The 23,181-nt window shown below is 64.5% G+C and carries 25 protein-coding genes; 10 read left to right on the forward strand and 15 right to left on the reverse strand.

All coding sequences use genetic code 11. The features are described from left to right. A partial coding sequence (locus ACKUB9_RS32110) for a transposase (RefSeq protein WP_407530367.1) occupies window positions 1-298 on the forward strand: 298 nt, incomplete at its 5' end. Window positions 299-522: 224 nt separating this feature from the next. On the opposite strand, the gene ACKUB9_RS32115 is transcribed toward ACKUB9_RS32110, so the two are convergent. Then, window positions 523-729 (reverse strand): DUF2934 domain-containing protein, encoded by a 207-nt coding sequence (locus tag ACKUB9_RS32115; RefSeq protein ID WP_407530369.1) that lies wholly within the window; start codon window positions 727-729, stop codon window positions 523-525. An 869-nt stretch (window positions 730-1,598) separates the two neighbouring features. On the opposite strand from ACKUB9_RS32115, the gene ACKUB9_RS32120 reads away from it, so the two are divergent. Both ACKUB9_RS32120 and ACKUB9_RS32125 read left to right on the forward strand, forming a co-directional pair. After that, window positions 1,599-1,811, forward strand: coding sequence for a DUF2934 domain-containing protein (locus ACKUB9_RS32120; protein WP_407530371.1), 213 nt, complete (start codon window positions 1,599-1,601; stop codon window positions 1,809-1,811). Window positions 1,812-2,162: 351 nt separating this feature from the next. Then, complete coding sequence (locus ACKUB9_RS32125; protein WP_407530372.1) at window positions 2,163-2,399, forward strand: hypothetical protein; 237 nt, start codon at window positions 2,163-2,165, stop codon at window positions 2,397-2,399. 753 nt (window positions 2,400-3,152) lie between these two features. Here ACKUB9_RS32125 and ACKUB9_RS32130 read toward each other — a convergent pair. After that, window positions 3,153-3,500 carry a DUF1236 domain-containing protein gene (locus ACKUB9_RS32130; RefSeq protein ID WP_407530374.1) on the reverse strand — a complete coding sequence of 116 codons (348 nt, stop codon included), beginning with the start codon at window positions 3,498-3,500 and terminating at the stop codon, window positions 3,153-3,155. Window positions 3,501-3,806: 306 nt separating this feature from the next. Here ACKUB9_RS32130 and ACKUB9_RS32135 point away from each other — a divergent pair, with 306 nt between their 5' ends. After that, on the forward strand, window positions 3,807-3,980 hold the full coding sequence (locus tag ACKUB9_RS32135; RefSeq protein WP_407530411.1) for a hypothetical protein: 174 nt from the start codon (window positions 3,807-3,809) through the stop codon (window positions 3,978-3,980). A 147-nt stretch (window positions 3,981-4,127) separates the two neighbouring features. On the opposite strand, the gene ACKUB9_RS32140 is transcribed toward ACKUB9_RS32135, so the two are convergent. Further along, complete coding sequence (locus ACKUB9_RS32140; protein ID WP_407530376.1) at window positions 4,128-4,400, reverse strand: hypothetical protein; 273 nt, start codon at window positions 4,398-4,400, stop codon at window positions 4,128-4,130. A gap of 1,353 nt (window positions 4,401-5,753) precedes the next feature. Between ACKUB9_RS32140 and ACKUB9_RS32145 the strand changes: the two genes are divergently transcribed. Beyond that, window positions 5,754-6,785 carry a hypothetical protein gene (locus ACKUB9_RS32145; RefSeq protein WP_407530377.1) on the forward strand — a complete coding sequence of 344 codons (1,032 nt, stop codon included), beginning with the start codon at window positions 5,754-5,756 and terminating at the stop codon, window positions 6,783-6,785. A gap of 967 nt (window positions 6,786-7,752) precedes the next feature. Here ACKUB9_RS32145 and ACKUB9_RS32150 read toward each other — a convergent pair. From ACKUB9_RS32150 to ACKUB9_RS32160, 3 genes are read right to left on the reverse strand one after another with little or no spacing between them, the layout of a single operon-like run. Further along, window positions 7,753-8,175 carry a GFA family protein gene (locus ACKUB9_RS32150; RefSeq protein ID WP_407530379.1) on the reverse strand — a complete coding sequence of 141 codons (423 nt, stop codon included), beginning with the start codon at window positions 8,173-8,175 and terminating at the stop codon, window positions 7,753-7,755. A gap of 43 nt (window positions 8,176-8,218) precedes the next feature. Next, window positions 8,219-9,046: an EamA family transporter gene (locus ACKUB9_RS32155; protein ID WP_407530381.1), complete on the reverse strand. Its 828-nt coding sequence runs from the start codon at window positions 9,044-9,046 to the stop codon at window positions 8,219-8,221. 22 nt (window positions 9,047-9,068) lie between these two features. Beyond that, a complete protein-coding gene (locus ACKUB9_RS32160; RefSeq protein WP_407530383.1) occupies window positions 9,069-10,304 on the reverse strand; it encodes an MFS transporter in 1,236 nt (411 codons plus the stop codon). Between the two features lie 94 nt (window positions 10,305-10,398). Here ACKUB9_RS32160 and gcvA point away from each other — a divergent pair, with 94 nt between their 5' ends. Beyond that, entirely contained in the window at window positions 10,399-11,283 is an 885-nt protein-coding gene (gcvA, locus tag ACKUB9_RS32165; protein WP_410826009.1) for a transcriptional regulator GcvA, read from the forward strand. 92 nt (window positions 11,284-11,375) lie between these two features. Here gcvA and ACKUB9_RS32170 read toward each other — a convergent pair whose 3' ends face one another. The 3 genes from ACKUB9_RS32170 to ACKUB9_RS32180 all read right to left on the reverse strand — a co-directional run bounded on the left by ACKUB9_RS32170 (window position 11,376) and on the right by ACKUB9_RS32180 (window position 14,696). Then, entirely contained in the window at window positions 11,376-12,794 is a 1,419-nt protein-coding gene (locus tag ACKUB9_RS32170) for a phosphatase PAP2 family protein (protein ID WP_407530387.1), read from the reverse strand. A 232-nt stretch (window positions 12,795-13,026) separates the two neighbouring features. Next, window positions 13,027-14,034: an inorganic phosphate transporter gene (locus tag ACKUB9_RS32175; RefSeq protein WP_407530388.1), complete on the reverse strand. Its 1,008-nt coding sequence runs from the start codon at window positions 14,032-14,034 to the stop codon at window positions 13,027-13,029. Window positions 14,035-14,039: 5 nt separating this feature from the next. After that, on the reverse strand, window positions 14,040-14,696 hold the full coding sequence (locus tag ACKUB9_RS32180; RefSeq protein WP_407530390.1) for a DUF47 domain-containing protein: 657 nt from the start codon (window positions 14,694-14,696) through the stop codon (window positions 14,040-14,042). An 85-nt stretch (window positions 14,697-14,781) separates the two neighbouring features. On the opposite strand from ACKUB9_RS32180, the gene ACKUB9_RS32185 reads away from it, so the two are divergent. After that, on the forward strand, window positions 14,782-15,129 hold the full coding sequence (locus tag ACKUB9_RS32185) for a hypothetical protein (RefSeq protein WP_407530391.1): 348 nt from the start codon (window positions 14,782-14,784) through the stop codon (window positions 15,127-15,129). 142 nt (window positions 15,130-15,271) lie between these two features. On the opposite strand, the gene ACKUB9_RS32190 is transcribed toward ACKUB9_RS32185, so the two are convergent. Beyond that, complete coding sequence (locus ACKUB9_RS32190; protein WP_407530393.1) at window positions 15,272-15,730, reverse strand: NUDIX hydrolase; 459 nt, start codon at window positions 15,728-15,730, stop codon at window positions 15,272-15,274. 224 nt (window positions 15,731-15,954) lie between these two features. Between ACKUB9_RS32190 and ACKUB9_RS32195 the strand changes: the two genes are divergently transcribed. The 3 genes from ACKUB9_RS32195 to ACKUB9_RS32205 all read left to right on the forward strand — a co-directional run bounded on the left by ACKUB9_RS32195 (window position 15,955) and on the right by ACKUB9_RS32205 (window position 17,732). Then, the gene (locus tag ACKUB9_RS32195) at window positions 15,955-16,218 is read left to right on the forward strand and encodes a PepSY domain-containing protein (RefSeq protein WP_407530395.1); all 264 of its coding nucleotides are present in this window, start codon (window positions 15,955-15,957) and stop codon (window positions 16,216-16,218) included. A 54-nt stretch (window positions 16,219-16,272) separates the two neighbouring features. Then, window positions 16,273-16,950 (forward strand): MgtC/SapB family protein, encoded by a 678-nt coding sequence (locus ACKUB9_RS32200; RefSeq protein WP_407530397.1) that lies wholly within the window; start codon window positions 16,273-16,275, stop codon window positions 16,948-16,950. A 404-nt stretch (window positions 16,951-17,354) separates the two neighbouring features. Continuing rightward, a complete protein-coding gene (locus ACKUB9_RS32205) occupies window positions 17,355-17,732 on the forward strand; it encodes a hypothetical protein (RefSeq protein ID WP_407530399.1) in 378 nt (125 codons plus the stop codon). Window positions 17,733-18,004: 272 nt separating this feature from the next. Here the strand turns inward: ACKUB9_RS32205 and ACKUB9_RS32210 are convergent, their stop codons facing one another. The 5 genes from ACKUB9_RS32210 to ACKUB9_RS32230 form a co-directional block, all read right to left on the reverse strand. Next, entirely contained in the window at window positions 18,005-18,631 is a 627-nt protein-coding gene (locus ACKUB9_RS32210; protein ID WP_407530401.1) for a trimeric intracellular cation channel family protein, read from the reverse strand. A gap of 529 nt (window positions 18,632-19,160) precedes the next feature. Then, complete coding sequence (locus ACKUB9_RS32215; protein WP_407530403.1) at window positions 19,161-19,928, reverse strand: 5-formyltetrahydrofolate cyclo-ligase; 768 nt, start codon at window positions 19,926-19,928, stop codon at window positions 19,161-19,163. A gap of 456 nt (window positions 19,929-20,384) precedes the next feature. Continuing rightward, the gene (locus tag ACKUB9_RS32220; protein ID WP_407530405.1) at window positions 20,385-20,831 is read right to left on the reverse strand and encodes a hypothetical protein; all 447 of its coding nucleotides are present in this window, start codon (window positions 20,829-20,831) and stop codon (window positions 20,385-20,387) included. A gap of 579 nt (window positions 20,832-21,410) precedes the next feature. After that, window positions 21,411-22,178 carry a hypothetical protein gene (locus tag ACKUB9_RS32225; protein ID WP_407530407.1) on the reverse strand — a complete coding sequence of 256 codons (768 nt, stop codon included), beginning with the start codon at window positions 22,176-22,178 and terminating at the stop codon, window positions 21,411-21,413. 384 nt (window positions 22,179-22,562) lie between these two features. Further along, window positions 22,563-23,075 carry a hypothetical protein gene (locus ACKUB9_RS32230; RefSeq protein WP_407530409.1) on the reverse strand — a complete coding sequence of 171 codons (513 nt, stop codon included), beginning with the start codon at window positions 23,073-23,075 and terminating at the stop codon, window positions 22,563-22,565. Window positions 23,076-23,181: the final 106 nt, after the last annotated feature.

A 23,181-nucleotide genomic window follows, 5' to 3' on the forward strand; every position in this document is an offset into this window, starting at 1 on the left:
GCATCCCGGTGACATCGTCGTGATGGACAACCTGCCCGCTCACAAGGTCGCCGGCGTGCGGGAGGCGATCGGGGCCGCGGGAGCGCAGCTGCTCTACCTCCCGTCCTACAGTCCCGATTTCAAGCCGATCGAGCAGGTTTTCGCGAAGCTCAAGGCGCTGTTGCGCAGTGCGGCCGCGCGCACGATCCCGGATCTCTGGGCGGCAATCCGGCAGGCCTTCACCCGCTTTACCCCGCAGGAATGCCGCAACTACCTCACCGCTGCCGGATACGAAACCGACTTAGCCGTCGCTACCTGACCGGGAACAGCTCTAGCGGCGCCCGTTGCGCATCGTCCGGATCATTGATGGAGGATGGCAGACGCGCTCAATCACGCCGTACGCCGCATTGCCCGTCCTCGGCCCGCTCCGGCCGCAGGAACGGGCATCCAAGCGGACGCTGGCAATCACGTGGCCGATGTCGCGGCGGCCGGCGTCGTACGCCTTGTCCGATTCGGCGGCCATCCCGCCACCGTGGCGAGCGGCTAGGCCTTCCTGGATGATCCGGTCTGGGGCTTCGATGGCTGCGGCGGCGTATCGTGGCTTAAGGCCGAGCCTGCGCCGGTATTTTCCGCGTCCAGTTCCTGCTCGGCTTCGAGCCAGTGATCATTCTCGTGCCCCACGGGAGAGCCTTCCCGCTGCCAGATCTCGTAGGCGCGTGCCCGGATCCTCTCCTCACGGTCGTCACCCATTAAAATGCTCCTGCCACTCTGTTTCCGTCCTTGAACCAACCCGCAAGTCAATTTTGAGGAGCGTGGGAGCAGGCGAAATTTTCTGCGAAGAGCCGAGAGTGTGGGCACCTGTCACGGAGACGGCATACAGGCAAGTCCCTAAAGCGGTGCAATGAGGATGGGGGAATACACCCGGAGGCGGTATCAGCGCTTCAGAGCGTGCCTCCGCACTTCCTCGCACGCTCCGGCCAACTCTCCCGCAACCGCAATCGGGTCCACTCGCAGAAACAACTCGTAAAGTTCACATACGTCTTTGTTGTTAGGACCTGCCATCTGCAGAATGATTTTTGCAACCCACTGCGCCTTTTCAGTGTATTCAGGAACGTATCCTCTTGCCTTTTCAGCTCTCGCCACACTCATGAGTACTGTGCTCCTGTAACTCGTGCCGATCGTACCGAGCCGCTCCATCGCCACTCGCTGCAACTCCGAACACGCCTTACCTGATCCCGGGAATATGCCGGTCTTACGCAGTCTTTCGTGGTATGCGTAGGCGGTCCGCGATAACTGCGTATGGTCCCCGTCCCGGGGTGCAGCCACGCCGAGGCCGTGGCGTCACACCCTCTGTCCTGAGGCGCGACCTACAAGCCCGTTTGAACGACGCCGAGCGGAATTTGGTGGCGATGCCTATTCGCCCCTGGCGGCGTCTGGTGGGCTGAGGACCGTAGCCCTGGGCGGCCAGGTCGGCGCCCACGTCGCATAGGTGAATGATCAAGCCGGCGGCGCCGATGTAAACGCAGCCCCGAAGTCCTGACGTGCTCTACGAGCCGTTGGACGTGGCCCTCCTCGTCCTCCTCACGGCCCTATGAGGGACGAGCTCGGGAAAAACGCTGATGAGAGCCCCAGACGAGATCACGTTCGAGCAGATCCGTGAACGCGCCTACGATCTCTGGGAGCGCAACCACCGACCCCACGGCTTCGAGATCGAGTTCTGGCTTATGGCCGAGCGAGAACTCAAGGCCGAGCGCAATAGGAATTTGACGCTGGTGAGCACGGATACGGTCAAGAGCTTGCCCGCCATATCCGAGGTTCAAGGGCAGAAATAGGATCGGCACTCGCAATTGATGCTGCTCGGCCGCATGTCTGCACTGCGGCCGTCCTGTCGTGTGCTCTTGCCTCCACATTGTCCGCGCGCGGGGCCTCGAACCGATCAGATGAAACTATCGCTGGCGTGCTTCGCGAGCAGCCATGTGCTTCGCCGCACATAGACGAGGCAAATCAGGCTTTGGTGATCTGGACCATTCACAGGCCGTTAATCCTCTGAACCGCAACATCACTCCATCAAACGGCAAACAAAAGCGTTGATCAAGTCGATGATCTCTCATCGTGATGCACTTGTATATGCCACTTGCTGTCTACAGACCAACACTATAACCGCGCTTCAATGGAGATAACTCATGCTCAAGAAGATCACGACGGCCGCTGTACTTGGTGTTGTTGCCTTCACCGGAATGGCCACGGAGAGCTTCGCTCGCTCCAACCGCTATATGGCGATCTATGACGGCCAGAGTGGTAAGAAGATCTACGACGACGGCAAGCTCGATGGCCGGGCCTGCGCGGTCGGCAAGAAGGCGATCTACAACCCCAACACCGGCCGCTTCATCACCGTCCCGGCTGCCAAGTGCAACTTCTGACCTTCCACCTGCAAACATCCATCTGAGCGCCGGCCGGACCCACCCCACGCCGGCGTTCCTTTGCGCGCTGAAAGGATGGGCGGGCCGGGCAGGTTGTCCCGCTCCCTGGCCCGCGGATGAAGCTGCCCGCAACCAAGCCGGACAGGAGGAGACAAGCAGCGCCACGCGCGACTTGTCGCCCATTCTGCGCAAGCTGTCCGTCACTCAGGTTGAACGTGGCTGCACGGGTCGGGGGCGTGGCCGCTGCACTGGTCCGCCACCCAACCCGTCGTCCCTCATCACCATGGATGACCGGCGCGGAACCGGCCCACCCGCTCGCGGTTGACCGTTCCTCATCGGACTATCCTCTCTCCTAGGCGCCGGCTGGGCATATCCCCGCCGGCGTTCCTTTGCGGGCTGGAGAGAGATGCGGGCCGGGCGCGTTGGAAGGTGGGTCCGGCACCCGGCCCGCTGTCCCGCGTCGGGGCGTGAACCGAGCGGAACGGGCGCAGCCTCGCACGGGCCAGGGGGACGGTTCCCCACAAAGAGCAGGACGGGAGTTGCAGCACGGGCCGGGCGTCTTCGCTGCTTGGGAGAAAGGTTCAGGCGCCCGGCCCGCCGTCCCCATCGCCGTGGATGATCGGCGCGGGGCCTCCTGACCGTCGCATAAGGCATGCCAGGGCTCTGGCGCGCAGCAAGATTATTTCAGGCTAGCCACCCGACCGTGCGACCTTGCGGGGAGCCTATCAAATCAACTCTCGAATGTTGTTATTGTCAGTCGATGGAGGTGATCACTCGTCGCGAGCCCAGATCGACGATGTAGGTGCCGGTGTCGGACAGAAAGTAGCCGTAGGCGGTCAAGTGCGGATGCTCGCGAACGATCAGGGCAGGCAGCGGCTCGAACTCAACATGGTCCGGAACCACCGATCCTGCCGGTATCATTCGTTCGAGCCTAACAAGGTGGGCGTGGCGCTGACTGGCATGGCGCTTGATGATGGTGCGCTGCTCTGGGGTGATCTCAACGGCGGTGTTGCTGCTTGTATGCCCGGCTGTGTTGCTTTGGGCTGAGGCGGCAGCACAGAGCAGGATCAGGGCCGCCACGGCGACGAAGGTACGTTGCATTTACATACTTTGGTTGCATCAACTTCCAATGTATACCATATAGGTTGTGCTTACCTCGTTGATAAGAGCGCCGGACCGCTGCCGCCGCACGATCGGCGTTAATTAATCGTTGCTCGGTCTGTCACCGGGGCTTTGGCAAGCCGCACCGGTCGTGTCCCAGGAGGTGGTGTAGCTCGACGGTAGCGAGCGAGCCCGCCTGCGCGCCCTTTACAGCGCTGGAGCAGGCGGGCTCTGTCGCGGGGCGGTCATCGGCGGTTGGCGGGTAGGGTGGGTTTGCGAGCACATGCCGAACCCGAGAGACCTCCGATGACCGACGAGATGATGAGCCTGCGCGGGCTGCTGGAGAAGAGCGCCAACGCGGACCTGCTGCGCGAGATGATCGGCTTTGCGGCCGAGCGGCTGATGGAGCTGATGATCGATCAGTCGGATGGTGGCGAGGCACTTTCCCGCCAGCAGGTCCCTCGCCGTTCCTCTCGCTGAGAATGAGAACCCGCGCGCCACACAATCGCCACCCGCGCCAGACCATCTTGGCACTCATCCGAGGTAAGAAGCCCACTTCAAGCCCGCCCAGCCCAGCGCTGCGGCGGGCTTCTTGTCTGACGGCCGGGGGGCGTTGAGAGCTGGACCTCAGGTATCGTGAGCAGGTTCCCTGTCCGTCTGAGTAGCCGCCCTGGCACGGAGTTGGTCCATGATCGGCGCCAGCAGCGGCGGAACCTGCTGCCCGTACTCGTCCAGCAGCAGGCTCGCATCCACGAGAGCACGCATGTGAGCGTCCGGAACGACGGTGTTCTCCATGTGCGCGCTGAGCACGCGTTCGGCCAGGAGACTGGCAAGCTCGGCCATCCGAGCAAGGCGTTCGGTGGTGGCCAGCGCCCCAGTGGCATCGTCGGCGTCGCTCACATCAAGTAGCCCTTGGCCAAGGGGTGCTTGGAGGACGGATCACGCGTCGCGCTGGATCAGCCGACCTTTGCGCTGTAGGCGATTGCTGCGACCGAACTGACCCCCGCTGACGCCGTACCTGTGGAATACAGGCAGTGCGCCACCCACGAGCGCCAGGGCTGCCCCTAGCAGCAGCATCTCCATTGCATTCCTCCGCATGCTTCGCGTCCGTTCTCGGATCTGAGCGTGAGTAGAGGACGACGGCGCGGCAGTGCGCAACAGCAATAATGTAAAAAAAAGTTAAACTAAGTTCGATGTCTGCCCGCTGTTACATGGCAGCCACAGATTACGGCTGATCTTCGAGGAAGATGACACGGGCCAGCTTCAAGAGCGAGGCCCTCCGGTGAGCACGGCCCGTAGCCAGCGCCTTAAGCGTCGGAGTCTAACCTGCAAGAGCGATCCGACTGCCCGAAGGAGCACCCACCACCTTGGATGTGACGGCGGATTCGGAAGGTGGGTCGGCATCGCGGACTCCCACTCACTTCAAGTGGCCCCGTGGCGTTGCGGTGTTCCGATATCAGACCTCAGCGCAGATGCTAGGCAATCCACGCGGCGCAGAGAACCAGCCAGGGACTGCCGGTCTTCTCTAGCTACAGGCAGGCGCTGACCATCTCCCGCAGGTCCGCCGACTCTGAATCGTAGCCCGGCAGCAACGACGCCGCTGTTGCCTAATGCGCATTTGCCAGATCGCTCGGATAGCGGCCGCCCCGGTCCTGGCAGTTCCCACGATCTGCCTCCGTCCACACCGGCTAAGGCAGGGGAGGGCAGGGAAAGCGTTGTGACTGTCCCTGCCACTCTCTCGGCTCCAATCCCCCGCCGATCAACTGGGGTCGTCGTAAATTATTTCAGCGTATAAGAATGCAGCTGGGATGATTCAGGCAACAAACAGGACCTGATATCTACGTGCAGCGGCTTTAGGGCGCTTTAATGTATATTTTTATCATGTTATGTTAATGCGAGTTGAGCAGTAATCGACGCTGAGATGCGGGCTTTTCCGCCGAGCGCAACTCTTTTTTCCTGTCTAATACGCAATTTGCGGCACTCGGCAGGACGACGCTTCGCAGGACTTATTGCTAAAACCTTAGGGAAAGTCTGAAGGCTCTTTCCGCATTTCAGGAGATTCGAAATGGCTCAGCTGGTTGAAGAGGCCGACACCACTACAGACCCTTGGCTGAAGTTGAAGGGGTCCGCAGCGGCCCTGATCCAGTTTTGTGATAAGCGCCAGGCTCAAGCATCCGAGAACTGGGCCTGTGCCCTGGATCGCACTCACGATGACGCCGAGGCGGGCAGCCCTGAACCTGAGGGGAGGGGGCTATGACCCTCGTCCCGGTTCCCCGATCTCTGCGGCCAACGCAGCGAGCAATCGCCTTCGCCGAGAGCCTGATCCTGCAGGTCTGCCGCGCGGCCCCCGATCCCGCCTACCTGAAGCGGCTCCGGACCCAGTTCGCACGACAGGGGATCCGAGCGGCCGTAGCCCAGCACGACACCCCAGCTCTCTTCAACTGGCTGGTGGAGGTAGCGAGCTACCAGGGCATCTCCGACGCCATTGCCTGGACCTTCATGGAGGAGCACGGGCGCGTCACCTGGGCCGACCTTCACGCCGCTTTCGCTCGCGATCCAGCCTGTCCCAAGCTCGCGAGCTTCGCGGCGTTCTGCGGCTGCCGCTATCGCAAGGCGAGCCGCACCTGTGCCCACCCGGAGCATTTCCCCGGCTGCCCACTTCCCAGGCACCCGCTCCGGAAGGGCAGCCTGAACCAAGCCGCGTACGCCCTCTACCTGTTCCTGAAGGACGGGTGCCGGGGCGATCTCGTGGCCTGGATCGACGCGCAACTCGCCGCCGCTGACTGGCCGGGCGCTCCTGATCGTGCTCAGCGGATGCGCGAGGCTCTGCTGCGGCCACTGGCAGGGGTGCATGGCTTTGGCCCGAAGGTGGCTTCAATGGCCCTCTCGGACCTGCTGCTCGGCACCGATCCCAAGCGAGAGCACTGGCTCACCACGGGGGCCGGCCTGATCGTGGTGGACACCCTCGTGCACAACTGGTTGCACCGCACCGGGATCCTGCATCGCCTTGACGCGGAGCACGCCTACGGCCCAGCCTGCTATCAGTCGGGCGGGTGCGCCGAGATCATCGAAGCCGTTGCCAGTCGGATCGACGCCCGGCAGTTCAATCCGGCCTTCCCGGCCGTTTTCCCCCGCTACCTCCAGAAGGCGATTTGGGCGTTCTGCGCTGAGAATGGGCTGGGGATCTGCAACGGCAACAGGATCGACGATAGTCATTCTTGTGCGGATCACACCTGCTGTCTTTCCTCCAATTGCCATCGAATCGCACTTAGATCAGCAAACTGATCGAGATCGCACGACAGCGGCTCGGTAATTTCCAATCCCCGAAGTGCGCTTCACGCTCGCCATAGCTGAATTTATTCCCAATAAACTCGTCAGCTCAGTGGATGCGCTCGCCCAACTTGATCCTCTTGATATTTTCCCGCCCGCACGGGCGCAGGCTGTGAGCAGACGAGAATGAGTTTAGCAACAGCCAGCAATGGCGCAGAGTAGCGAGCCGGCTGCCGAGGCTGGTGGGCGAACAACAGTCGGCTCACCGCTTCAACTGCTGGGGGGCACGCAGGCTTAAGCACTACAGCTTCTCACAACGAAACGGGTCGGTCACGGGTTCGCGTGCCCCCTCAGGCGCTCGACCGTGCCGACCCGCCGCCGCCCAGCAGACTGGAGGTCCACGAGCGGCACATCACAACCGCCCGTCTGTGTTTCGGGTCCGCATGTAGCGGTTACCGTGGTTGGAGGCTTACGAAGCAGGGGAGGGGATGGCGTTGCCGAGCATGGAAGTCCCGAACTTGCGATGCAGTTTTTGCGCAGGTGCAGGGTCCGCAGCCAGGCAAGGCAAATACGAACTCTTGACCCAAAGCGGCCCCTCGCAGTTATCGTCTGGAACGTCCGTTTGCGGGGGCTCTCCGGACAATTGACCTCCTGACACGGTTGCCCAGCATAGCCTGCTGCACGGGCCTCTCGCGGCAAGCGCGTCAGCAGAGATTGGATCTGAGCGGTGACGGATCGGTCATTTTCTGGACCTTCGGCGATGACCAGTTCGAGACCGCTTGGGGTGAATTTGCGACGGTCTGCTTTCGAGCGGCAGATCGAAACATCCGGACTGTCGCCATTTGAAACGAGCCGGCTGACAGCAGCCCGGCTCCGTCCGCCTGGTCGACCCACTATGCGGACGTGGTCGACTGCCGAGGTGCGAATATGTGGAAGTCGCCGAGCGTCGGGCTGCTAAGACGTATGCAGGTGACGGCGAGCCTCAGTCCGCTGGAGTGAAGCGTAGCATGCCGGCTCGACGCGCTGGCCTGCCGGTGTCGTTCGGGTGATTGACCCCATCCGTCACGGGCACCTCAGGGAAGTCGAAGGGACTGATGCCGTCCAGGCAAGCCACGTTCACGGCGCAGAGGCTGGTGTCGGATCGCCGTTGGTGATGCGTGTAGATCCCGCAGCGAGAGCAGAAGTAGTGTTGTGCCGAGCCGGTGTTGAAGCGGTAGGTCGTCAACGCATCCTCGCCCTGCAGGACCTTGACGCCACCCATCTCCGCCATGACCATAACGGCACCGCGCATGCGGCAGTACGAGCAGGTGCAGCGGCGGATCGAAGCGAAGCCGTCGCTGAGCGTCACTTTGAAGCGCACGGCACCGCAATGACACTGGCCGGCCCGAACGTTCGTGTCACCCATCAAGGCCCTCCTTCGTCCGTCCAGCCGTTCGCTCAGGAACGCATCACCAAGCCAGGCAGGCCGCGCCAAGGGCGACGGCCAGGCAGGATGCAATCCGGCGCGGGCTCAGTTCCTCGCCGAGGAAGAACCGTCCGAAGAGGGCCGCGTAGACCACGCTGGTCTCGCGCAATGCCGAGACCATTCCCATCGCGTCGTACTGCATGGCCCAGATCACGATGCCATACGCCAGGATCGAAACGAGCCCGCCACCGAGCGCCATCGCCGTCTGCACGCGGGTGTAGGCCGGTGGCATCCCGCGCATCGCGACGTACAGGGGCGGCATCGTCAGGCTCCAGAGCAGGAACATGCTCGCCGCGTAGGACAGGCTGTTCCCGGACAGCCGCACCCCGATCCCGTCGACGACGGTGTAGGCGCCGATCAGGACCCCCGTGACGAGCGCGGCAGGCAGGAAGTCGGCCCGCACCCGCCGGCCCTGGAGGGCGAGCGAGAGGATACCGCCGGAGACCAGCGCGATGCCGACGATCGGGATGAGGCTGAGCGTCTCATGCGCGAACGCCGCTGCGCCGAGCGCCACAAGGACGGGCGAGGAGCCGCGCGAGATCGGGTAGGTCTGCTCGAGGTCGCCCGAGCGGTAGGTCCGGACGAGGGACAGGTTGTAGCCGGTGTGGATGAGGGCGGAGGCGATGATGTAGGGCCAGCTCGCTGCGTTCGGCCAGGGCAGGAACACCATCGCCACTGCCGAGGCACCGGCGACGGCGGCCATCATCAGCGTCATCGACCAGAGGCGATCGCTCCCGCCGCGAAGCACCGCGTTCCAACCGGCGTGCAGGATCGCGGCGAACACGACGCAAGCGAGGACGAGCGGGGTCATACGAGGGGGCCACCTTGGCGCTTCACGCCGCCCTCAGCGGCACATGCGTCGCGAGCCGGGGGGATAAGGCGACGATGAGCGGGACGACGGCGAAGGCCGTCGCCGCGGCGGCCGTGGCCGCCCAGTTCGGCCCGACCGCGTCGCCGAGCGGACCGTAGAGCAGGGGCGTCGCGAGGGCGCTGCCACCCAGCGTGCAGGTGTAGAAGACCGCGAAGGCCCGCTCGACCCGCCCGCCCGGCGCAAGCTCCGGCACCGTGCCGTAGAGCACGGAGGACGTGCCGTTCAGCATGACGCCGAGCATCGGCAGTACGACGAGCGCGGGCGCGAGCGGCAGGGCGATGACCGCAAGGATCGCAACGGCTGTTCCTGCCTCGGTCAGAACCACCGTCCGCGTCACCCCGAGGCGCTCTCCGAGCCGTCCGCAGACCGCCTTGCCGAGCGCGCCGCCGATGAAGACCAACGAGAGGGCGAGGCCCACGGTGGTCAGCCCTGCGCCCTTCTCCTGCAGCAGAAACGGCAGGAAGATCAGGAAGGCCGGACGGGCAGCGTTATCGAGCATGCCGATGGCGACGAGCAGCCTGAAACCGGCTTCGTCGCCCCGCCCCGTGCGACCGCACGAAGCGGCCGGCGTGGCAAGTTCCGATGACGCACGTTGTGAGGCCCGGTCACGCGGGAGCAACCAGCCGACCGCGCACGCGGCCAGAACCCCGAGGCCAGCGATCAGCCAGAGCGCCGAGCGCCAGTCCGTGAGTGTCAGCAGGAAGCCGACGAGGGGTGGCACGCTGGCCTTACCGAGATCACCGGTGAAGTTGTAGGTGCCGAGCGGGCCGCGGGCCGATGCCCCGTAGGCCCGGGCGATCACCGCCGACGCCAGAGGATGCTGCGTGCTGCTGCCGGCGCCGCCGAGCGTGAGCGCCACGCAAAGGCCGATCAAGCCGCCGGACGCGCCCGCGAGCGCGTAGCCGCCGGCGCTGAGCAGCGTGCCGAGCAGCAGCACCGGGCGCACGCCCAGCCGCTCGGCCAGATGGCTGGACGGCATCTGCAGCGCGGCCAGCGCGCCGTTGTAGAGGCTGCGCAACAGCGCCAACGCGGCGTAGCCGAGGGCGAACTCCGCCTGCCAGACCGGCAGGAGCACGTAGAGCAGGTCGGTATAGCCGTCGTGCAGAGCGTGGTTGATGCCGGTGGCCGCGAGCGTGCGTCGCGCCTCCGGATCAGGGGCATCGTCGGGAGGCGTGGTTGAGTCTGTCGCGTGCCGCATCCGGCTTCCTGGGTTGTGTGCCGCCGCAGGATCGCGCGCTCGCCGGAGGCTGACAAACGCCTTATGCTGACGCTCGTGTGAGGAAATCTGACGCGTGCTGCGCCGCTTGCCGCCCCTGAACGCCCTGAAAGCCTTCGAGGCCGCGGGGCGCCACGTGAGCTTCACCCGGGCCGCGGCCGAGTTGCGCGTTACCCACGGCGCGGTCAGCCGGCACATCCAGGCCCTCGAAGCCTGGCTCGGCATACCATTGTTCGAACGGCACAACCGGCGTGTGATCCTCACGGAGGCCGGCAGCCTCTACCTTGCCGAGATCGGTGCGGCCCTCGACCGCATCGCGCTGGCAACCACGCGTCAGGTGGAGCGCGGCCGGCCGCGCTTGCTGCGCGTGAACGCGTTGGCCACTTTCACCCTGCGCTGGTTGATCCCGCGCCTGTCCGCCTTCCAGTTGGCCCATCCTGCCATTGAGGTTCGGCTGACGACCTCGAACGTGCCCTTGTCGCGCTTGGCGGAGGCGTTCGACGTCGCGATCCGCGGCGGCCCGGATGCGCGCCCGGGTCATGTCGGGCAGCCGTTCCTGTCTGAGAGGCGCATCCCGGTCTGCAGCCCGGCGCTGCTGCAGCGGCTTCCGCTCGAGGAGCCGGGCGAGCTTCGCAACCACACGCTGCTGCATGCGGCGACGCTGCCTCAGGTCTGGCCGCAATGGCTTCGGGCGGCGGGCGTGCCGGACCTTGTGCCGCAGGCATCGGTCACGCTCGAGCACTTCTACCTCACGCTGCAGGCAGCGCTCGATGGTCTGGGCGTGGCGATGGGGCCGGAGCGGCTGATTGCCGACGACGTAGCGGTAGGCAGACTGACGCTCCCCTTCGCAGAGCCGGCGCTCCCGGCGCGCAGCTACTACACCTACGTCCCGGAACCCCGGATGGAGGATCCGTCCGTTCGGGCCTTCTGCGCGTGGCTGGTCGAGGCCGCACGGGTCTGACGCCTGGGCCAGCCGTGCGGCTCGATGAGATCCTGAAGTCGAGGCTGCCCGACGGGCCGGCCGCCATCGGGCCGTGAACGACGCGACGCCCCTCAGCGCCTGGGTTGAAGCTGCGTCTGCTTCCGGCTCGCCACGGCCGCCGCCCTCCCGGCGGCCGCATAGAGGTTCAAGCGCGAATACACGCCGAAGGCCGAGCCGTCGTTGAGAAAGCCGCCGCCGGGCCCCTGCGTCTCCGTCAGGATCGCGTTGGCCTCCTCCAGGCTCAGCGCGGGGAACGCGGCCGTCAGGAGGTAGCCTGCCTCCGGAGCGAGCCGACTCACGTCCTCGACGGTGTTCGCGGTCGACGGATGCACCACCGGCAGGTCGTAGGTCTGCGTGGCGTTGTAGAGGGCCTCGTTGGCGGCCGCATCGCGGAACCGGCCGGTATCGGCCGCAGCGCAGGCCGCGATGGTTGCGCCACAACCATCCCGCAGGAAGGCCGTGAGGTCGGCGCGGGCGGCTCTGACGGCCTCCTGGTAATCGGCGACGGCCACCGCCTCGTTCGTGGAGCGGCTCATCTCGCTGATCACCGCCGGGTTCTTACGGACCTGACCCACATAGGCTGGATCGTTGGCGAGCAGATGCGCGACCGCGTGCAGGGCGACCGCCCGGCCGCCCAGAACATCCATCGCGTAGTGCGCCCCCACCACGATGCGGTTGTTGCCGTACTCGGCGGCGCGAGCAATCATCTGCTGGTAGCGCTCCGGCACCAGGATCGCGAGAACCACGGCCTCGGTGTAGCCGTAGGTGGTGTGGCCGCTCGGGTAGGAGGGGCTGTCCGTCAGGTTCTGGTTCGGTCCATGCAACCAGTCCAGGCTATGGGAGCCCCGGCCGAAGTAGTCGACGCCACGGTAGGCGAGCAGCAGCGGCAGGGTCTGGAACGGGCGGGCGTTGCCGTAGGCGTCGGCGCCCTGGCTGCCGGCGAGCCGCCCGTAGGCCTGTCCGAACACGTCGGCCACTCCGCCGCGCTCCGTCAGGATGGCCGCCGCGGCCTCCGAGACGGGTACCTTGCCGTTGGTGGTGCCGTTGGCGAAGAAGAACTTGCCGGAATTGGAGTCGGATTTTGCAACGTTGTTGGTATAGCCGAGCAGGTCGGCGACGGACGGTGCGATGTTCGTGAAGGTCTTGTAGTCCGCGTAGCGGGCCTTGGCCTGGTAGAGTTCGCCGAGCGTGCTGCCGAGCCCGTCGGCGAGTTCCGTCGCGTTGCCGTCGGTGATGAAAGCATCGCGCAGGGCGAGCTGGCGCTGTTCGTCGAGAGGCAGCAGGAGCGGCTGCTTGGCTGTGCCGGACTGGATGTCGCCCGTGACCTTGAGGTTCGCATCGAGGGCGGCCCGTCCCTCCCGGCTCGTGGCCAGGGCGCTCACGGGCGCGAGGCCGCGCAAGGCCGTCAGATTGGTCGCCGACTGCGCGATCGCCGGCAGGGGGGCCAGGATGCACACGGCCGTCGCCCAGGACCTCAGTGACTTCGACATGACGCTTCCCTCCCTGTCCGGCTGTCGCAGCGATCCCAGAGACCGCGATCCGGCTGTCCTGTCCAGAACCTAAGCGTCCTCGCGGCAGGATGGACCCGGAGTGTCGGACGCGGGCTCAGTGCGAGCAGCCGCGTATCCCGGCCGCGTCGGCCTGGAACTCCGACCACGACCGGCTGTCACGCTTGCTCCGTGATCGATTTCGTCGGCGACGAGGCGGCTCACAGGGGCGCTCTCAGCCAAGCAGCCCCATCAGCGCGTAACAGATCGCCGAGATCAGCGCGGCCGCGGGGAGTGTCAGGACCCAGGCCGTCACGATGTTGCTGGCGACCCCCCAGCGCACAGCCGAGGTCCGGCGCGCGGCGCCCACACCAATTATCGCTCCCGTGATCGTGTGCGTCGTCGAGACCGGCACCCCGAGCCACGTCGCGGTGAACAAGGTGATGGCGCCGCCCGTCTCGGCGCAGAAGCCCTGCATCGGGTTGAGCCTCGTGATCTTCGATCCCATCGTGTGCACGATGCGCCAGCCGCCGAAGAGCGTGCCGAGTGCGATGGCGGCCTGACAGGAGATCACCACCCAGAAGGGCACGTGGAACTCGGACCCGAGATGACCTTGTGAGTAGAGCAGCACCGCGATGATGCCCATCGTCTTCTGCGCGTCGTTGCCGCCATGGCCGAGCGAGTAGAGCGAGGCTGAGACGAACTGAAGAGTGCGGAAGATGCGGTCGACCGCGAACGGTGTCGAGCGCACGGAGGCCCATGACACGATCAGCACCAGCAGTAAGGCCAGCAGGAAGCCGACGAGCGGCGAGAGCACGATGGCTGCTACCGTCTTGGACAGACCGGTCCAGACCACGACGCCGAAGCCCCCCTTCGCGACGCCGGCCCCCACAAGACCACCGATCAATGCGTGCGAGCTGCTCGACGGAATGCCGAGTACCCAGGTGGCGATATTCCACACGATGGCACCCACGAGGGCGCTGAAGATCACCCGCGGGTCGACGATGCCGGCATCGACGATGCCGGTACCGAGCGTCTGGGCCACGTGCAGACCGAAGAACAGGAACGCGATGAAGTTGAAGAAGGCGGCCCAGAGCACCGCATATTGCGGCCGCAGCACGCGCGTCGAGACGATGGTGGCGATCGAGTTCGCCGCGTCGTGCAGGCCGTTGAGGAAGTCGAAGAACAGGGCGACCGCGATCAGGCCAACGAGGTAGGGCAAGGCGAGCGAGACTGCGTCCATGCCGCTCACACGTTCTCGATCACGATGCCGCTAATCTCGTTGGCGACGTCCTCGAAGCGGTCCACCACCGATTCCAGGTGCCCGTAAATCTCGGCTCCGATCACGTAAGCCATGGTATCGCCGTCGCCGCTGCCCTTGCGATGGGCCTGGTAGAGCGCCTTGAGGCCACGCTCCTGCAACTCGTCCGAGTGGCCCTCCACCCGGGTGATCTGCTCGGTCAGACTGCTGAGGCGCCCTGCATGCGTGCCAACCGCAGAGAGGAGCGGGATCGCCTCCGCGGTCAGCCGCGCGGCCTCCACCACGGTCTGACCCATCTCCCGCATCAGGGGCTCGAAGCTGCGCACCTCGTAGAGAGCTATGGTCTTCACCGTCTTGTTCATCTCGTCGATGGCGTCGTCCATCGACTGGATCAGATCCTTGATGTCGCCGCGATCGAAAGGCGTGATGAAGCTGCGGCGCACCGCGAGCAGCACCTCTGCCGTGATGGCGTCGGCCTCATGCTCGCGCTCGACGATGACTTGGCAGTAGCGGGAGACGTTTTCGCCACCCTGCAGAACACCCTCGAGCGCTTCGGCTCCGGCAATCAGAATCTGGGCATGGCGGGCAAACAGGTCGAAGAAGCGGTCCTCTCGCGGCATCAACGCCCGAAACCAGCCCAGCATCCAACCCATCCTTCGATCGTCCACACCGGATCCGCACAGCGGCACCCACCTGTGGGTCTGTTTGCGGTGCTCAACTCAGCCGCCCGTGGCAAGGCTCAAGCTGCCGGGCACCAATCGGCAACGCCATACTGCCTACCTTGTTGCCGTCACGGGTTCGGCCGATGTCGGCGATGAGATGGAGGCCATGACACACGCTGCGATCAAGCCGAGGGCGGAGGAGTCGCCGGCCAGCGTTCAGGCTGTGGTCGCTGCGGCCACTCATGTAGTTGTGGTTGGCAAAAATTCTGCTCGAATATCGAATACATCAGGATCAAACGATAACAGATTCAAACGATTTGATTTCGTTAGAAGCTTCTCGCCCACGATGGCGGTCGTGAACAGCCAGGCAAAGACAGAAGGCGCTGTTGCCCTGTCGATCCGCTCTTCAGATTAAAGTGATTCGATCCGCCCAATCTTGCTTCGATCAAGCGTTTGGATTGGCCGGAGTGTGTTGCCACGGTTACCAGATCGGGGTCGGCTGCTCTGGCATCAAAATATGAGTGGAGCATCACCATAGCCGCCGTACTCCCTACTCTTTAACGTTGCGTGTCGAGAGCGATCACGTCCACCGCGTTCATCGGTCTGGCAAGGTCACGGATCAGTGCAGCCAATTCCGGTTCCTCGACCAGCATGGCTGCGGCCTCGTTGCTGACCCACTGGACATCGCGCTGGCCCTGCTCGGGCCAGCTGTCGAGGTGTTTCGTGACGATGAGGAGATACACCGCTACCCGACAGGGAACTGCACCGCCATCCGCTAGCCGCTTGTTGTAGGTGTAGTAACCTGCCGGCGTTTTGCTGATCCGACCGACAACGCCGGCTTCCTCCCGAGCCTCGATGGCTGCGGCCCGGTGGGGCTTGCGCCCCTTCATCGGCCAACCCTTCGGCGCGATCCAGCGGCGCGTCTCGCGCGAAGTCACCAGCAGCACCTCGAGGGTGCCGTCCTCAGCTTGGCGCACCGGCAGGGCCGCCACCTGCTCCACGCACTCCTGCAACATGGCTCCTTTCCCGACCAGGGCCTTCTTGGGCTTCGAGGAATTGGGCGAGGATTTACGCTTTGGCACGACCAGCTCAGGCTCACAGGGGCACAAATATCATGGCAATCCGTCGTCCCCAGCACCTAACGCATTGGAGTGCGACGCCCCTCGACTTGGCGGAGCAGGCCGCCAGATACAAGCCGGCTAACCATCGGCTAAGGCCGATCGAGCAAGGAGGATCCAAAATGCGCCGTATCCTCACCCCTCTTGTTCTCACGCTGGCCGTCATCCCGTTCGCCGGAGCAGCACTGGCTGACCAGCCCCTGCCGGCCGATCAGCTGGCCAAGGTGGAAGCGCTGCTTCGGCAGCAGGGCTTCACGAAGTGGAAGGAGATCGAGCTGGACGACGGCATGATCGAGGTCGACGACGCCATCGATGCGAACGGCAAGGAGTTCGATCTGAAGCTCGATCCGGTGTCCCTGGAGATCAAGACCCGCAAGGCGGATTAGGGAGCAAACGCCGACGCACTCGGACAGGTCGGATTGGTCCGGCGAGGTGGCTTCATGCTGAGCAACACCGAGATCATCTCCCGGCTGGCACTGGCCGCATTGCTCGGTAGCCTCGTCGGCCTGGAGCGGGAGCGCCTGCTCTGGGCCGCGGGCCTGCGCACGCACATGTTGGTCTGCGTCGGCGCCTGCCTGATCATGATCGTGTCCGCGTTCGGCTTCGCGGATGCGCTAACGGCCCAGAACGTCGTGCTCGATCCCTCGCGCGTCGCCGCGCAGGTCGTGTCCGGGATCGGCTTTCTCGGCGCCGGCACCATCCTTCTGCGCGGCGAGGTGGTGCGCGGCCTCACTACCGCCGCGAGCCTCTGGGCGGTGGCCGCCATCGGGCTGGCGGTCGGCGGCGGGCTCTACGTGGCCTCGCTCGCTACCACCGTGATCGTCCTCATCATCCTGGCAGGTGTGAAGCCGATCGAGGAGCACTACCAGGCGCGGATGCAGACGCATCCTCTCCGACTTGTGGCACGCACGGGCGAGATGTCGATCGACGTGCTGCAGGAGGTGACGGGCGAGCGCTCCTCGCGCATCAAGCAGTTCATCGTTCGGCAGTCCGGTTCGGAGGGGCTGGACGAGGTGACCGTGACCTTCGTGCGCCTCTCCCAGCGCAGCATCGAAGCCATCGCCGAGCGTCTGCGTCAGCATCCCGGCATCGTCAGCGTTGAGACCGAAGTGAGCTGAGCTTGGTCCCCACCTGAATCAGGCCGTGCCGAACAGGCAGCGCGGGCTGCAGAAATTGCGGTAAGGTCAACCTCTCTGGCTGTGCTCGGTCGCGAGCAGAACCGCGGCCGGCACGGGCAGAGTCTATCGCATCTCGGCGCGGCCGAATGCGACGTTGGGAGAGCGACTGGACCCTGTCGGCAAAGTCCGGCTTTCCCCCTGCCATCGACGGGCGCAGGAGCCCCACGCTGCTGAAGCAGCCGGCCGAGACGTTGGTACAGCGGTACGCAGGAACGCACACTCCCGATCCGGCTTGCTCGTCGGTAGACGCGCGAATGTCGCGGACTCATCCAAAAGCGGCCTCTCAGCGTTTGCTCCTGGAGCCGCACCAGCGGCTGTGCCCGGCAACGGAGGTGAACGAGAGCATGAGGAAAACCGCATTTGCCACTCTTGGCGTCGTCCTGACCAGCGGGATGCTCCTGGGCGCGACCTCGTCCCAGGCCTCGGACTACGGCTACGACGGCTACGATGCGCCCCCGACTGTGGTGACCCGCCGCACCGTGGTGGAGCGTCGGGTCGTGGTCCCCCCGCGCGAGATCGTTCGCGAGGTGGTGGTCGAGCGCCCGGTGATCCGCCCACGCCGCGTCGTGCGCGAGATCGTGGTGGAGCGGCCGGTCGTCTACCGACCCCGTCCCGTGGTCCGCGAGGTCGTGGTGGAGCGCGACGGCGTCTATGGTCCGCACCGGTTCGGGCCGCGCCCGGTCGGCTACGGCTACGGACCGGCCTTCGACCCCTACGACTAGGATGGCGCGGGCCGGCCCTCGTCCGGGGCCGGCCCGCTGAACGGCGGCCTGGACCCGTCGAGGTCGGCAGGATGCCGGCGGACCGCCCTGATCCGCGCCTGCACCAGCCGGCTTGCGACTCGGGTGGGCGAGACGCGCCGCGGGCGNCCCGCTGAACGGCGGCCTGGACCCGTCGAGGTCGGCAGGATGCCGGCGGACCGCCCTGATCCGCGCCTGCACCAGCCGGCTTGCGACTCGGGTGGGCGAGACGCGCCGCGGGCGGTTGCGGCCTCCTACACGGGACGGCCGGGCCGGGGACGATAACGCGGGAGCGCCCAACCGAAGCGGAGCGAGGCTGCACGCACGAGCAGGCCGACGAGGAAACCGGCGCCGACGGCGACTTCGCGCGGCGCCCAGAAGGCGGTCAGGCCGATGAAGGTGGCCGCCCCGGCGAGCGCGGCCGAAGCGTAGATCTCTCGGCTCAGGATGACCGGGCTCTCACCCCCGAGAAGATCGCGGATGATGCCTCCGAACGTCGCGGTGATCACGCCCATGGCCACCGCTACCGTGGCGCCCGCTCCAGCCTGCCAAGCCCGCTCGGCCCCGGCGACCGCGAACAGGGCCAAGCCCAGAGCGTCGAGCCAAAGGAGGTAGCGGTAGCGGGACTGCGGGATGTGCGCGGCGAAGAAGACCACACCCGAGACGAACAGGCAGGTCAGCAGGTAGGCCGGCTCGCGCGTCCAGAACACCGGCGACCCGAGCAGCAAGTCCCGGAGCGTGCCGCCGCCGATCCCCGTCACGGTGCCCAGCACGGCGAACCCGACGAAGTCCATCTCCTTGCGAGACGCGACGAGAGCGCCGGTGACCGTGAAGACGATCACGCCCAGCCAGTCCAGGGTCGTGGCGGCGGTCTCGAACATGGTGTTTCCCGTCAGTGGGGCGAGAAGCGGCGGCGTTTCGACCGCGATCTCTGGAAGGAACGGGGAAGCTTCTCCCGTCTGTATGAAGCGCATCACAGTTGCCAGATACCGCCGGGCGCACGGTCCGTTTTCCAAGTAAAGAGGCATACTGTTGCGTCGGCCAAGATGATGATGGCGGACCTCGCGCTCGCGACACTGGCGGCGGGCGACTTGGGCCCAATGTACCTGCAGCCCAAGAAGCGAACGGAGGCATAAGCGCGAGCTTCAGCCCGCTCGAATGGCGCTCTAGGCTCTGCACGAGCAGCAACTCGTGAAGCCGTCTACAGCTGGAAGTCACGCCACCCACGATCGGCAGCTTGTGCGAGGAAGGTGGAAATCAAGATCCATCTGGCTGTGCCCGAGCTGGATTGACCGGTGATGTTTGCTCTCACGGCAGATCAGAAGGGCGAAACACCTCAGTCCGTGGTGCTGCTGAAGGATCTCCTGGCCGGTGTGGTCCTGGCGGTGCGCTCTATGATGCCGGCCAGCGTCATGTAGGGGCTCGCCTCGGAACAGGCCGTGCGTCCGCTTCCGTGATGATGACGTCCATCGGAATATCATGGCCTTGCGGGTGGATCGTCTCGAGACGCGAGAATTCGAATCCAACACCGACAACCCAGGGCCTCGCCGGCATGGCTGCGATTGTACGGTCGTAGAAGCCCCCGCCGTAGCCCAGGCGATACCCGGACAGATCGAAACCTACGAGCGGCGCGATCAGGATGTCGGGCAGCACCGCGTCTCCTTCCGCCGGGATCGGGATGTTCCAGACGCCCTTCGTCATCGGAATGCCGGGTCGCCACTCCCGGAACTGGAGCGGCTGCGCCTTCTCGACCACGACCGGGAGCGCAAGACGGGTGCCGCGCTCCCACAGTGGCGTCAGGACAGGTCTCGCGTCGAACTCGCCCCGGAAGGGCCAGTAGAAGCCGATCAGCTTGCCAGATGCCTTTGCGAGTGTGGTCTCAAGCTGCTGACTGATGTTCGTACTCCAGGCTGCGCGATCCTGGGCCGAGATCTGCATGCGTCGGTTGATCAAGGTGTCGCGGGTCTCTCGCCGCCACTGCCTGACAGTCGGCCAATCCGGTGTACAGCCCCGGGGTGACGGGAGAGATTCCTGTTCCCGACCGGCTCCAAGCCCGAGGAAGCTCGGATCGAGTTCGTGCATGAAGCAGGGTGGTGAGCTGTACTCGCCAAAAGAACTCGGCTCGCGACCGGCTAGGTCCGGAGGTGTTCCTAGTGGCTTGTCTGGCTGTTTGGCCATGCAGCTCCTCCACGATCGCTCAACGATTGGAACGCTCACTCCTGCCAGGATGCTCCCTCTGACTTTCTTGGAGGCATCGTGGAAGCTGATTTCATTGGTTGCTCTTGCGCCGTCTGGGCGGTACGCGAGCGGCAAGGCTGGCGCCTGCCGACTGGTCCGCTGTCGGGTGAAGAGCCGACATTCCAGCGGCACGGCTCGAAGGTCCGGAGATGGCGCATAGCTGAACATCAGAGCATGTGCGGGTTGATGATGCCCGATAAGCGGCGCCCCGCTGATGGCCGGGGCACTCTGGACGGGCAGACAGGATGCTGAGCTTCATGTGCGGCGGGACGCAAGTCAGAGTGGCGTTCGTTCACCGCTCAAACGGAATGCGCTGAGATACCAGGCCGGCCACCCGAGGACCTTGGGCGCCGGCTCTCAGGAACAGCATTCCACGAGTTTGGATGCGCGGTTGGCTTACGCTCGCTCGTCGAGGTCAAGTTCGACCCGGACCTGAACACCCCGCCGCGCGGCAAAACTGCGGCTGCTGACAACTTGGCGCTTTCGCGTGGGGGATGCCTCCTCAATCTGCAGATCGTCGTTGTTCAAGGCGCCGAGCATCAACTCGACGAGCCCGGTGAGAGTCCAGGCCCGCGTCGTGTCGAAACAACCTTCGGCCGCGAGTGAGTGCGCGACTGTTATCAGCTTCGTCCCGCACGTCGTGGCCTCGGCATCGTCATGATGAATCGCGAGAGTGTCCGAGAGGTATGGAGGAGCGCCATCGCACCCGCCGTAGATCATTCCGTGGCACAGGCCGCCGATCCGGAGCAGAAAGCTCGGATTGACCTCCCGCTGGGGCTCGGATTCATCAAGCTCCCGAAACAGCAGCTCAACCAAAGTTTCTATATTTTCAATGGTTTCCATGATCATTCTCCAGAATAAAACACAGGGAGGGAGAGCCTGCTGGCCGATGCCATCAGCGCGCGCTATTTTTTTATGCAAAGTGTCCGAGGATCAGGTGGGCCGGCAGTACTTTACCAATTCCACGTTGACGCAGAATTTTGGATCAATCAATTGGCTAAGACTTCGATCCAAAGGGTTGCCGGCCGCTGTTTGGCCGACTGGCGCGTGATCGAACGGCGGCTTCCACGATCCGCTGCAGGTGTGCCCGAGGCTTTGGTCGCCCGTCGCACCACAAGGTGCCGCGAGTGCTCGACCAATTGAGGCCGGCGCCATCCTCACAGAGGTAGCGCCAGACCCCGTGCGGCCGTTCATGCCACTCCCCGTAGACGCCGGTGAGAAGGACGAGGTCCTGAAGGTCCCGGAGCTCGCCGCGAAACGTCAGTCGCCCGCCCGGGCGGGATCGGGATTTGTGAGCGGCACCGGGGCGTGGGCAGCCGGAGTCCGTCGATAAGGGCCAAGACATCGCTATTCTCCTAAGTGGTCGAGAGATACGAGGCAGCTTGTTGCGAAGGCAAATTTCACTGTCAGTAATGATGCTTATCATTCCTCATCATCTATAATATCAGTGAAATCGAGGGGGTTTTCGCGCGACTCCGATCTTATTTTTACACAAATTTTTCGTCCATACTTTGCTTCAAAGCGTGAAGTGCTCTTCAACCACCACCTTTTCTTTCGACATGAAAAATCAAAATCGTTGCCCTTGTAGAACATCAAGATGATATCAGCCACGCGGGCCGAGGGAATCTTGACAAGGTTGTAATGATTCATTGCACCACTTAATTCTCCCATGAACAACAGAAGATCAAGTCCGCACAGTTCTGCTTCCTTGGGCGCGTCATTCCAATAAATGCTAGGCATTATCTCACTGAAGTAAGCCGGTGGGTAGTGAATGTATTTCTCCTTCAAGCTTACCCGAAGGTCATGTTTCGCAGAAACAACGGGCTCTCGGACTGGAATGCGGGGCTTGCGCGCATCAAGGCAATCAAAGAGAAATACCAGAAGCTCGCTGACGGTTAAGATATCCTGATGCACGCGATCATTCACGCTTCGTCTACACATGCGTTGCTTTCCCTGGAATAGGCCATCAAGCGGCATCGTTATTTTACCGAGGGCGAAATACGTCTGCCGGACCCCAGTTTGGTCGCTTTGGAGCCCACTTTGACGATCCGTCGTCCCCGCTTCGCCGCGAACCTGGCTCTCATTCGGCGGCGAGTGGGCAGGCAGGCGAGCGCGGAACAGTGCGCTCGTCGCCGCTTCCGCACCTTCGAACGGCCGTGATGGGCTAGTGGGACGCACGCCCCCACTCACGGCACTTCCCATATCTGCGCTAGCCCGGTCCCAGTCCGGCGGTAGGGGAGGGTGGAAGCGCGGGGCGGTCCCGTCGATCAGCGCGTCAGCGCCTCTGGACGGCGCTGTGGCGAGCTCGTCGGGACGCCCGCCTCCACGACCCTAGGCGGGCGAACTACCGAGCTCTGCCACCTGCTCCGGAGTGCCTTTTCCGGCCGCCCCAGACGCGCATGGGCGCCCTCTCGCGCCATGCCGGGCCCCTGCGCCAGGGGAGACAGCAGACGCGGGACAGACGCGGTCTGGAGGGTTGACGGTGGCGCACCAGGGCATCGTGGCACGAGGGGTGGCAGTAAACATCGCCGTTGGGGTGAAAAACGCCCTGTGCGAGGCTGTAAACGCTGGATCTCACCCGCGTCGCCTTCGCCGAGCGACCGGCAAGCGCTCTCTCATCAGCGGTCTCCCGTAGCCCTGATCGGCGGCGAGGCGCTTCGCGTCTCTCAGGATCGCCCGCGCAGCCTTGGAGGCGGTACACAACTCGGGCTTCGTGAGGTCGCCGACCATCTTGATCAGCAAGCGGCGATGGCGGCTTTGAAGACGATCCCGGCGATTAAACCAAGCTTCACTGTGATTTGAAGCCGGGCAGAATGCTCGCTTCCGGACGGTGACGTAGCCCAGGCGCGTGTCCTTCGCGATGTACGACAAGCTTCCGGGCAGGTCGTAGACGGCGCTGGCCCGGAGTTCGGGGGCGCCGAAGCGATTGGTGCCAAACTTGACACGCAACGCGTCAAGCTTCCGCGCATCGGCCCACAGCAGGCCGTGCCAGTGAACCTCGATGTACGGCTGGAAATCCCCGACCTCCCGGCGTACGGCAAAGTCGGCCTGCAGTAGATACGAAGCGCCTCGCAACCGAAGGACCATGGCCCGTCGCATCTGCTTGAGTAAGCGTTGAAGGTCTCCTCCGCCCCACGGTTGCTTGAGACACCCCGTTAGCGGACGGTCTCCGCGGCAGGGGTGAGGACGATGA

The organism is Methylobacterium oryzisoli, assembly GCF_046557895.1.
Lineage (GTDB): Bacteria > Pseudomonadota > Alphaproteobacteria > Rhizobiales > Beijerinckiaceae > Methylobacterium > Methylobacterium oryzisoli.

Excerpts from the sequence above, each read along its gene's own strand:
- ACKUB9_RS32115 (WP_407530369.1), bottom strand. The coding sequence starts at position 729 with ATGGGTGACGACCGTGAGGAGAGGATCCGGGCACGCGCCTACGAGATC.
- ACKUB9_RS32120 (WP_407530371.1), top strand. The coding sequence starts at position 1,599 with ATGAGAGCCCCAGACGAGATCACGTTCGAGCAGATCCGTGAACGCGCC.
- ACKUB9_RS32125 (WP_407530372.1), top strand. The coding sequence starts at position 2,163 with ATGCTCAAGAAGATCACGACGGCCGCTGTACTTGGTGTTGTTGCCTTC.
- ACKUB9_RS32130 (WP_407530374.1), bottom strand. The coding sequence starts at position 3,500 with ATGCAACGTACCTTCGTCGCCGTGGCGGCCCTGATCCTGCTCTGTGCT.
- ACKUB9_RS32135 (WP_407530411.1), top strand. The coding sequence starts at position 3,807 with ATGACCGACGAGATGATGAGCCTGCGCGGGCTGCTGGAGAAGAGCGCC.
- ACKUB9_RS32145 (WP_407530377.1), top strand. The coding sequence starts at position 5,754 with ATGACCCTCGTCCCGGTTCCCCGATCTCTGCGGCCAACGCAGCGAGCA.
- ACKUB9_RS32150 (WP_407530379.1), bottom strand. The coding sequence starts at position 8,175 with ATGGGTGACACGAACGTTCGGGCCGGCCAGTGTCATTGCGGTGCCGTG.
- ACKUB9_RS32155 (WP_407530381.1), bottom strand. The coding sequence starts at position 9,046 with ATGACCCCGCTCGTCCTCGCTTGCGTCGTGTTCGCCGCGATCCTGCAC.
- ACKUB9_RS32160 (WP_407530383.1), bottom strand. The coding sequence starts at position 10,304 with ATGCGGCACGCGACAGACTCAACCACGCCTCCCGACGATGCCCCTGAT.
- ACKUB9_RS32170 (WP_407530387.1), bottom strand. The coding sequence starts at position 12,794 with ATGTCGAAGTCACTGAGGTCCTGGGCGACGGCCGTGTGCATCCTGGCC.
- ACKUB9_RS32175 (WP_407530388.1), bottom strand. The coding sequence starts at position 14,034 with ATGGACGCAGTCTCGCTCGCCTTGCCCTACCTCGTTGGCCTGATCGCG.
- ACKUB9_RS32180 (WP_407530390.1), bottom strand. The coding sequence starts at position 14,696 with ATGCTGGGCTGGTTTCGGGCGTTGATGCCGCGAGAGGACCGCTTCTTC.
- ACKUB9_RS32190 (WP_407530393.1), bottom strand. The coding sequence starts at position 15,730 with ATGTTGCAGGAGTGCGTGGAGCAGGTGGCGGCCCTGCCGGTGCGCCAA.
- ACKUB9_RS32195 (WP_407530395.1), top strand. The coding sequence starts at position 15,955 with ATGCGCCGTATCCTCACCCCTCTTGTTCTCACGCTGGCCGTCATCCCG.
- ACKUB9_RS32200 (WP_407530397.1), top strand. The coding sequence starts at position 16,273 with ATGCTGAGCAACACCGAGATCATCTCCCGGCTGGCACTGGCCGCATTG.
- ACKUB9_RS32205 (WP_407530399.1), top strand. The coding sequence starts at position 17,355 with ATGAGGAAAACCGCATTTGCCACTCTTGGCGTCGTCCTGACCAGCGGG.
- ACKUB9_RS32210 (WP_407530401.1), bottom strand. The coding sequence starts at position 18,631 with ATGTTCGAGACCGCCGCCACGACCCTGGACTGGCTGGGCGTGATCGTC.
- ACKUB9_RS32215 (WP_407530403.1), bottom strand. The coding sequence starts at position 19,928 with ATGGCCAAACAGCCAGACAAGCCACTAGGAACACCTCCGGACCTAGCC.
- ACKUB9_RS32220 (WP_407530405.1), bottom strand. The coding sequence starts at position 20,831 with ATGGAAACCATTGAAAATATAGAAACTTTGGTTGAGCTGCTGTTTCGG.
- ACKUB9_RS32230 (WP_407530409.1), bottom strand. The coding sequence starts at position 23,075 with ATGGTCCTTCGGTTGCGAGGCGCTTCGTATCTACTGCAGGCCGACTTT.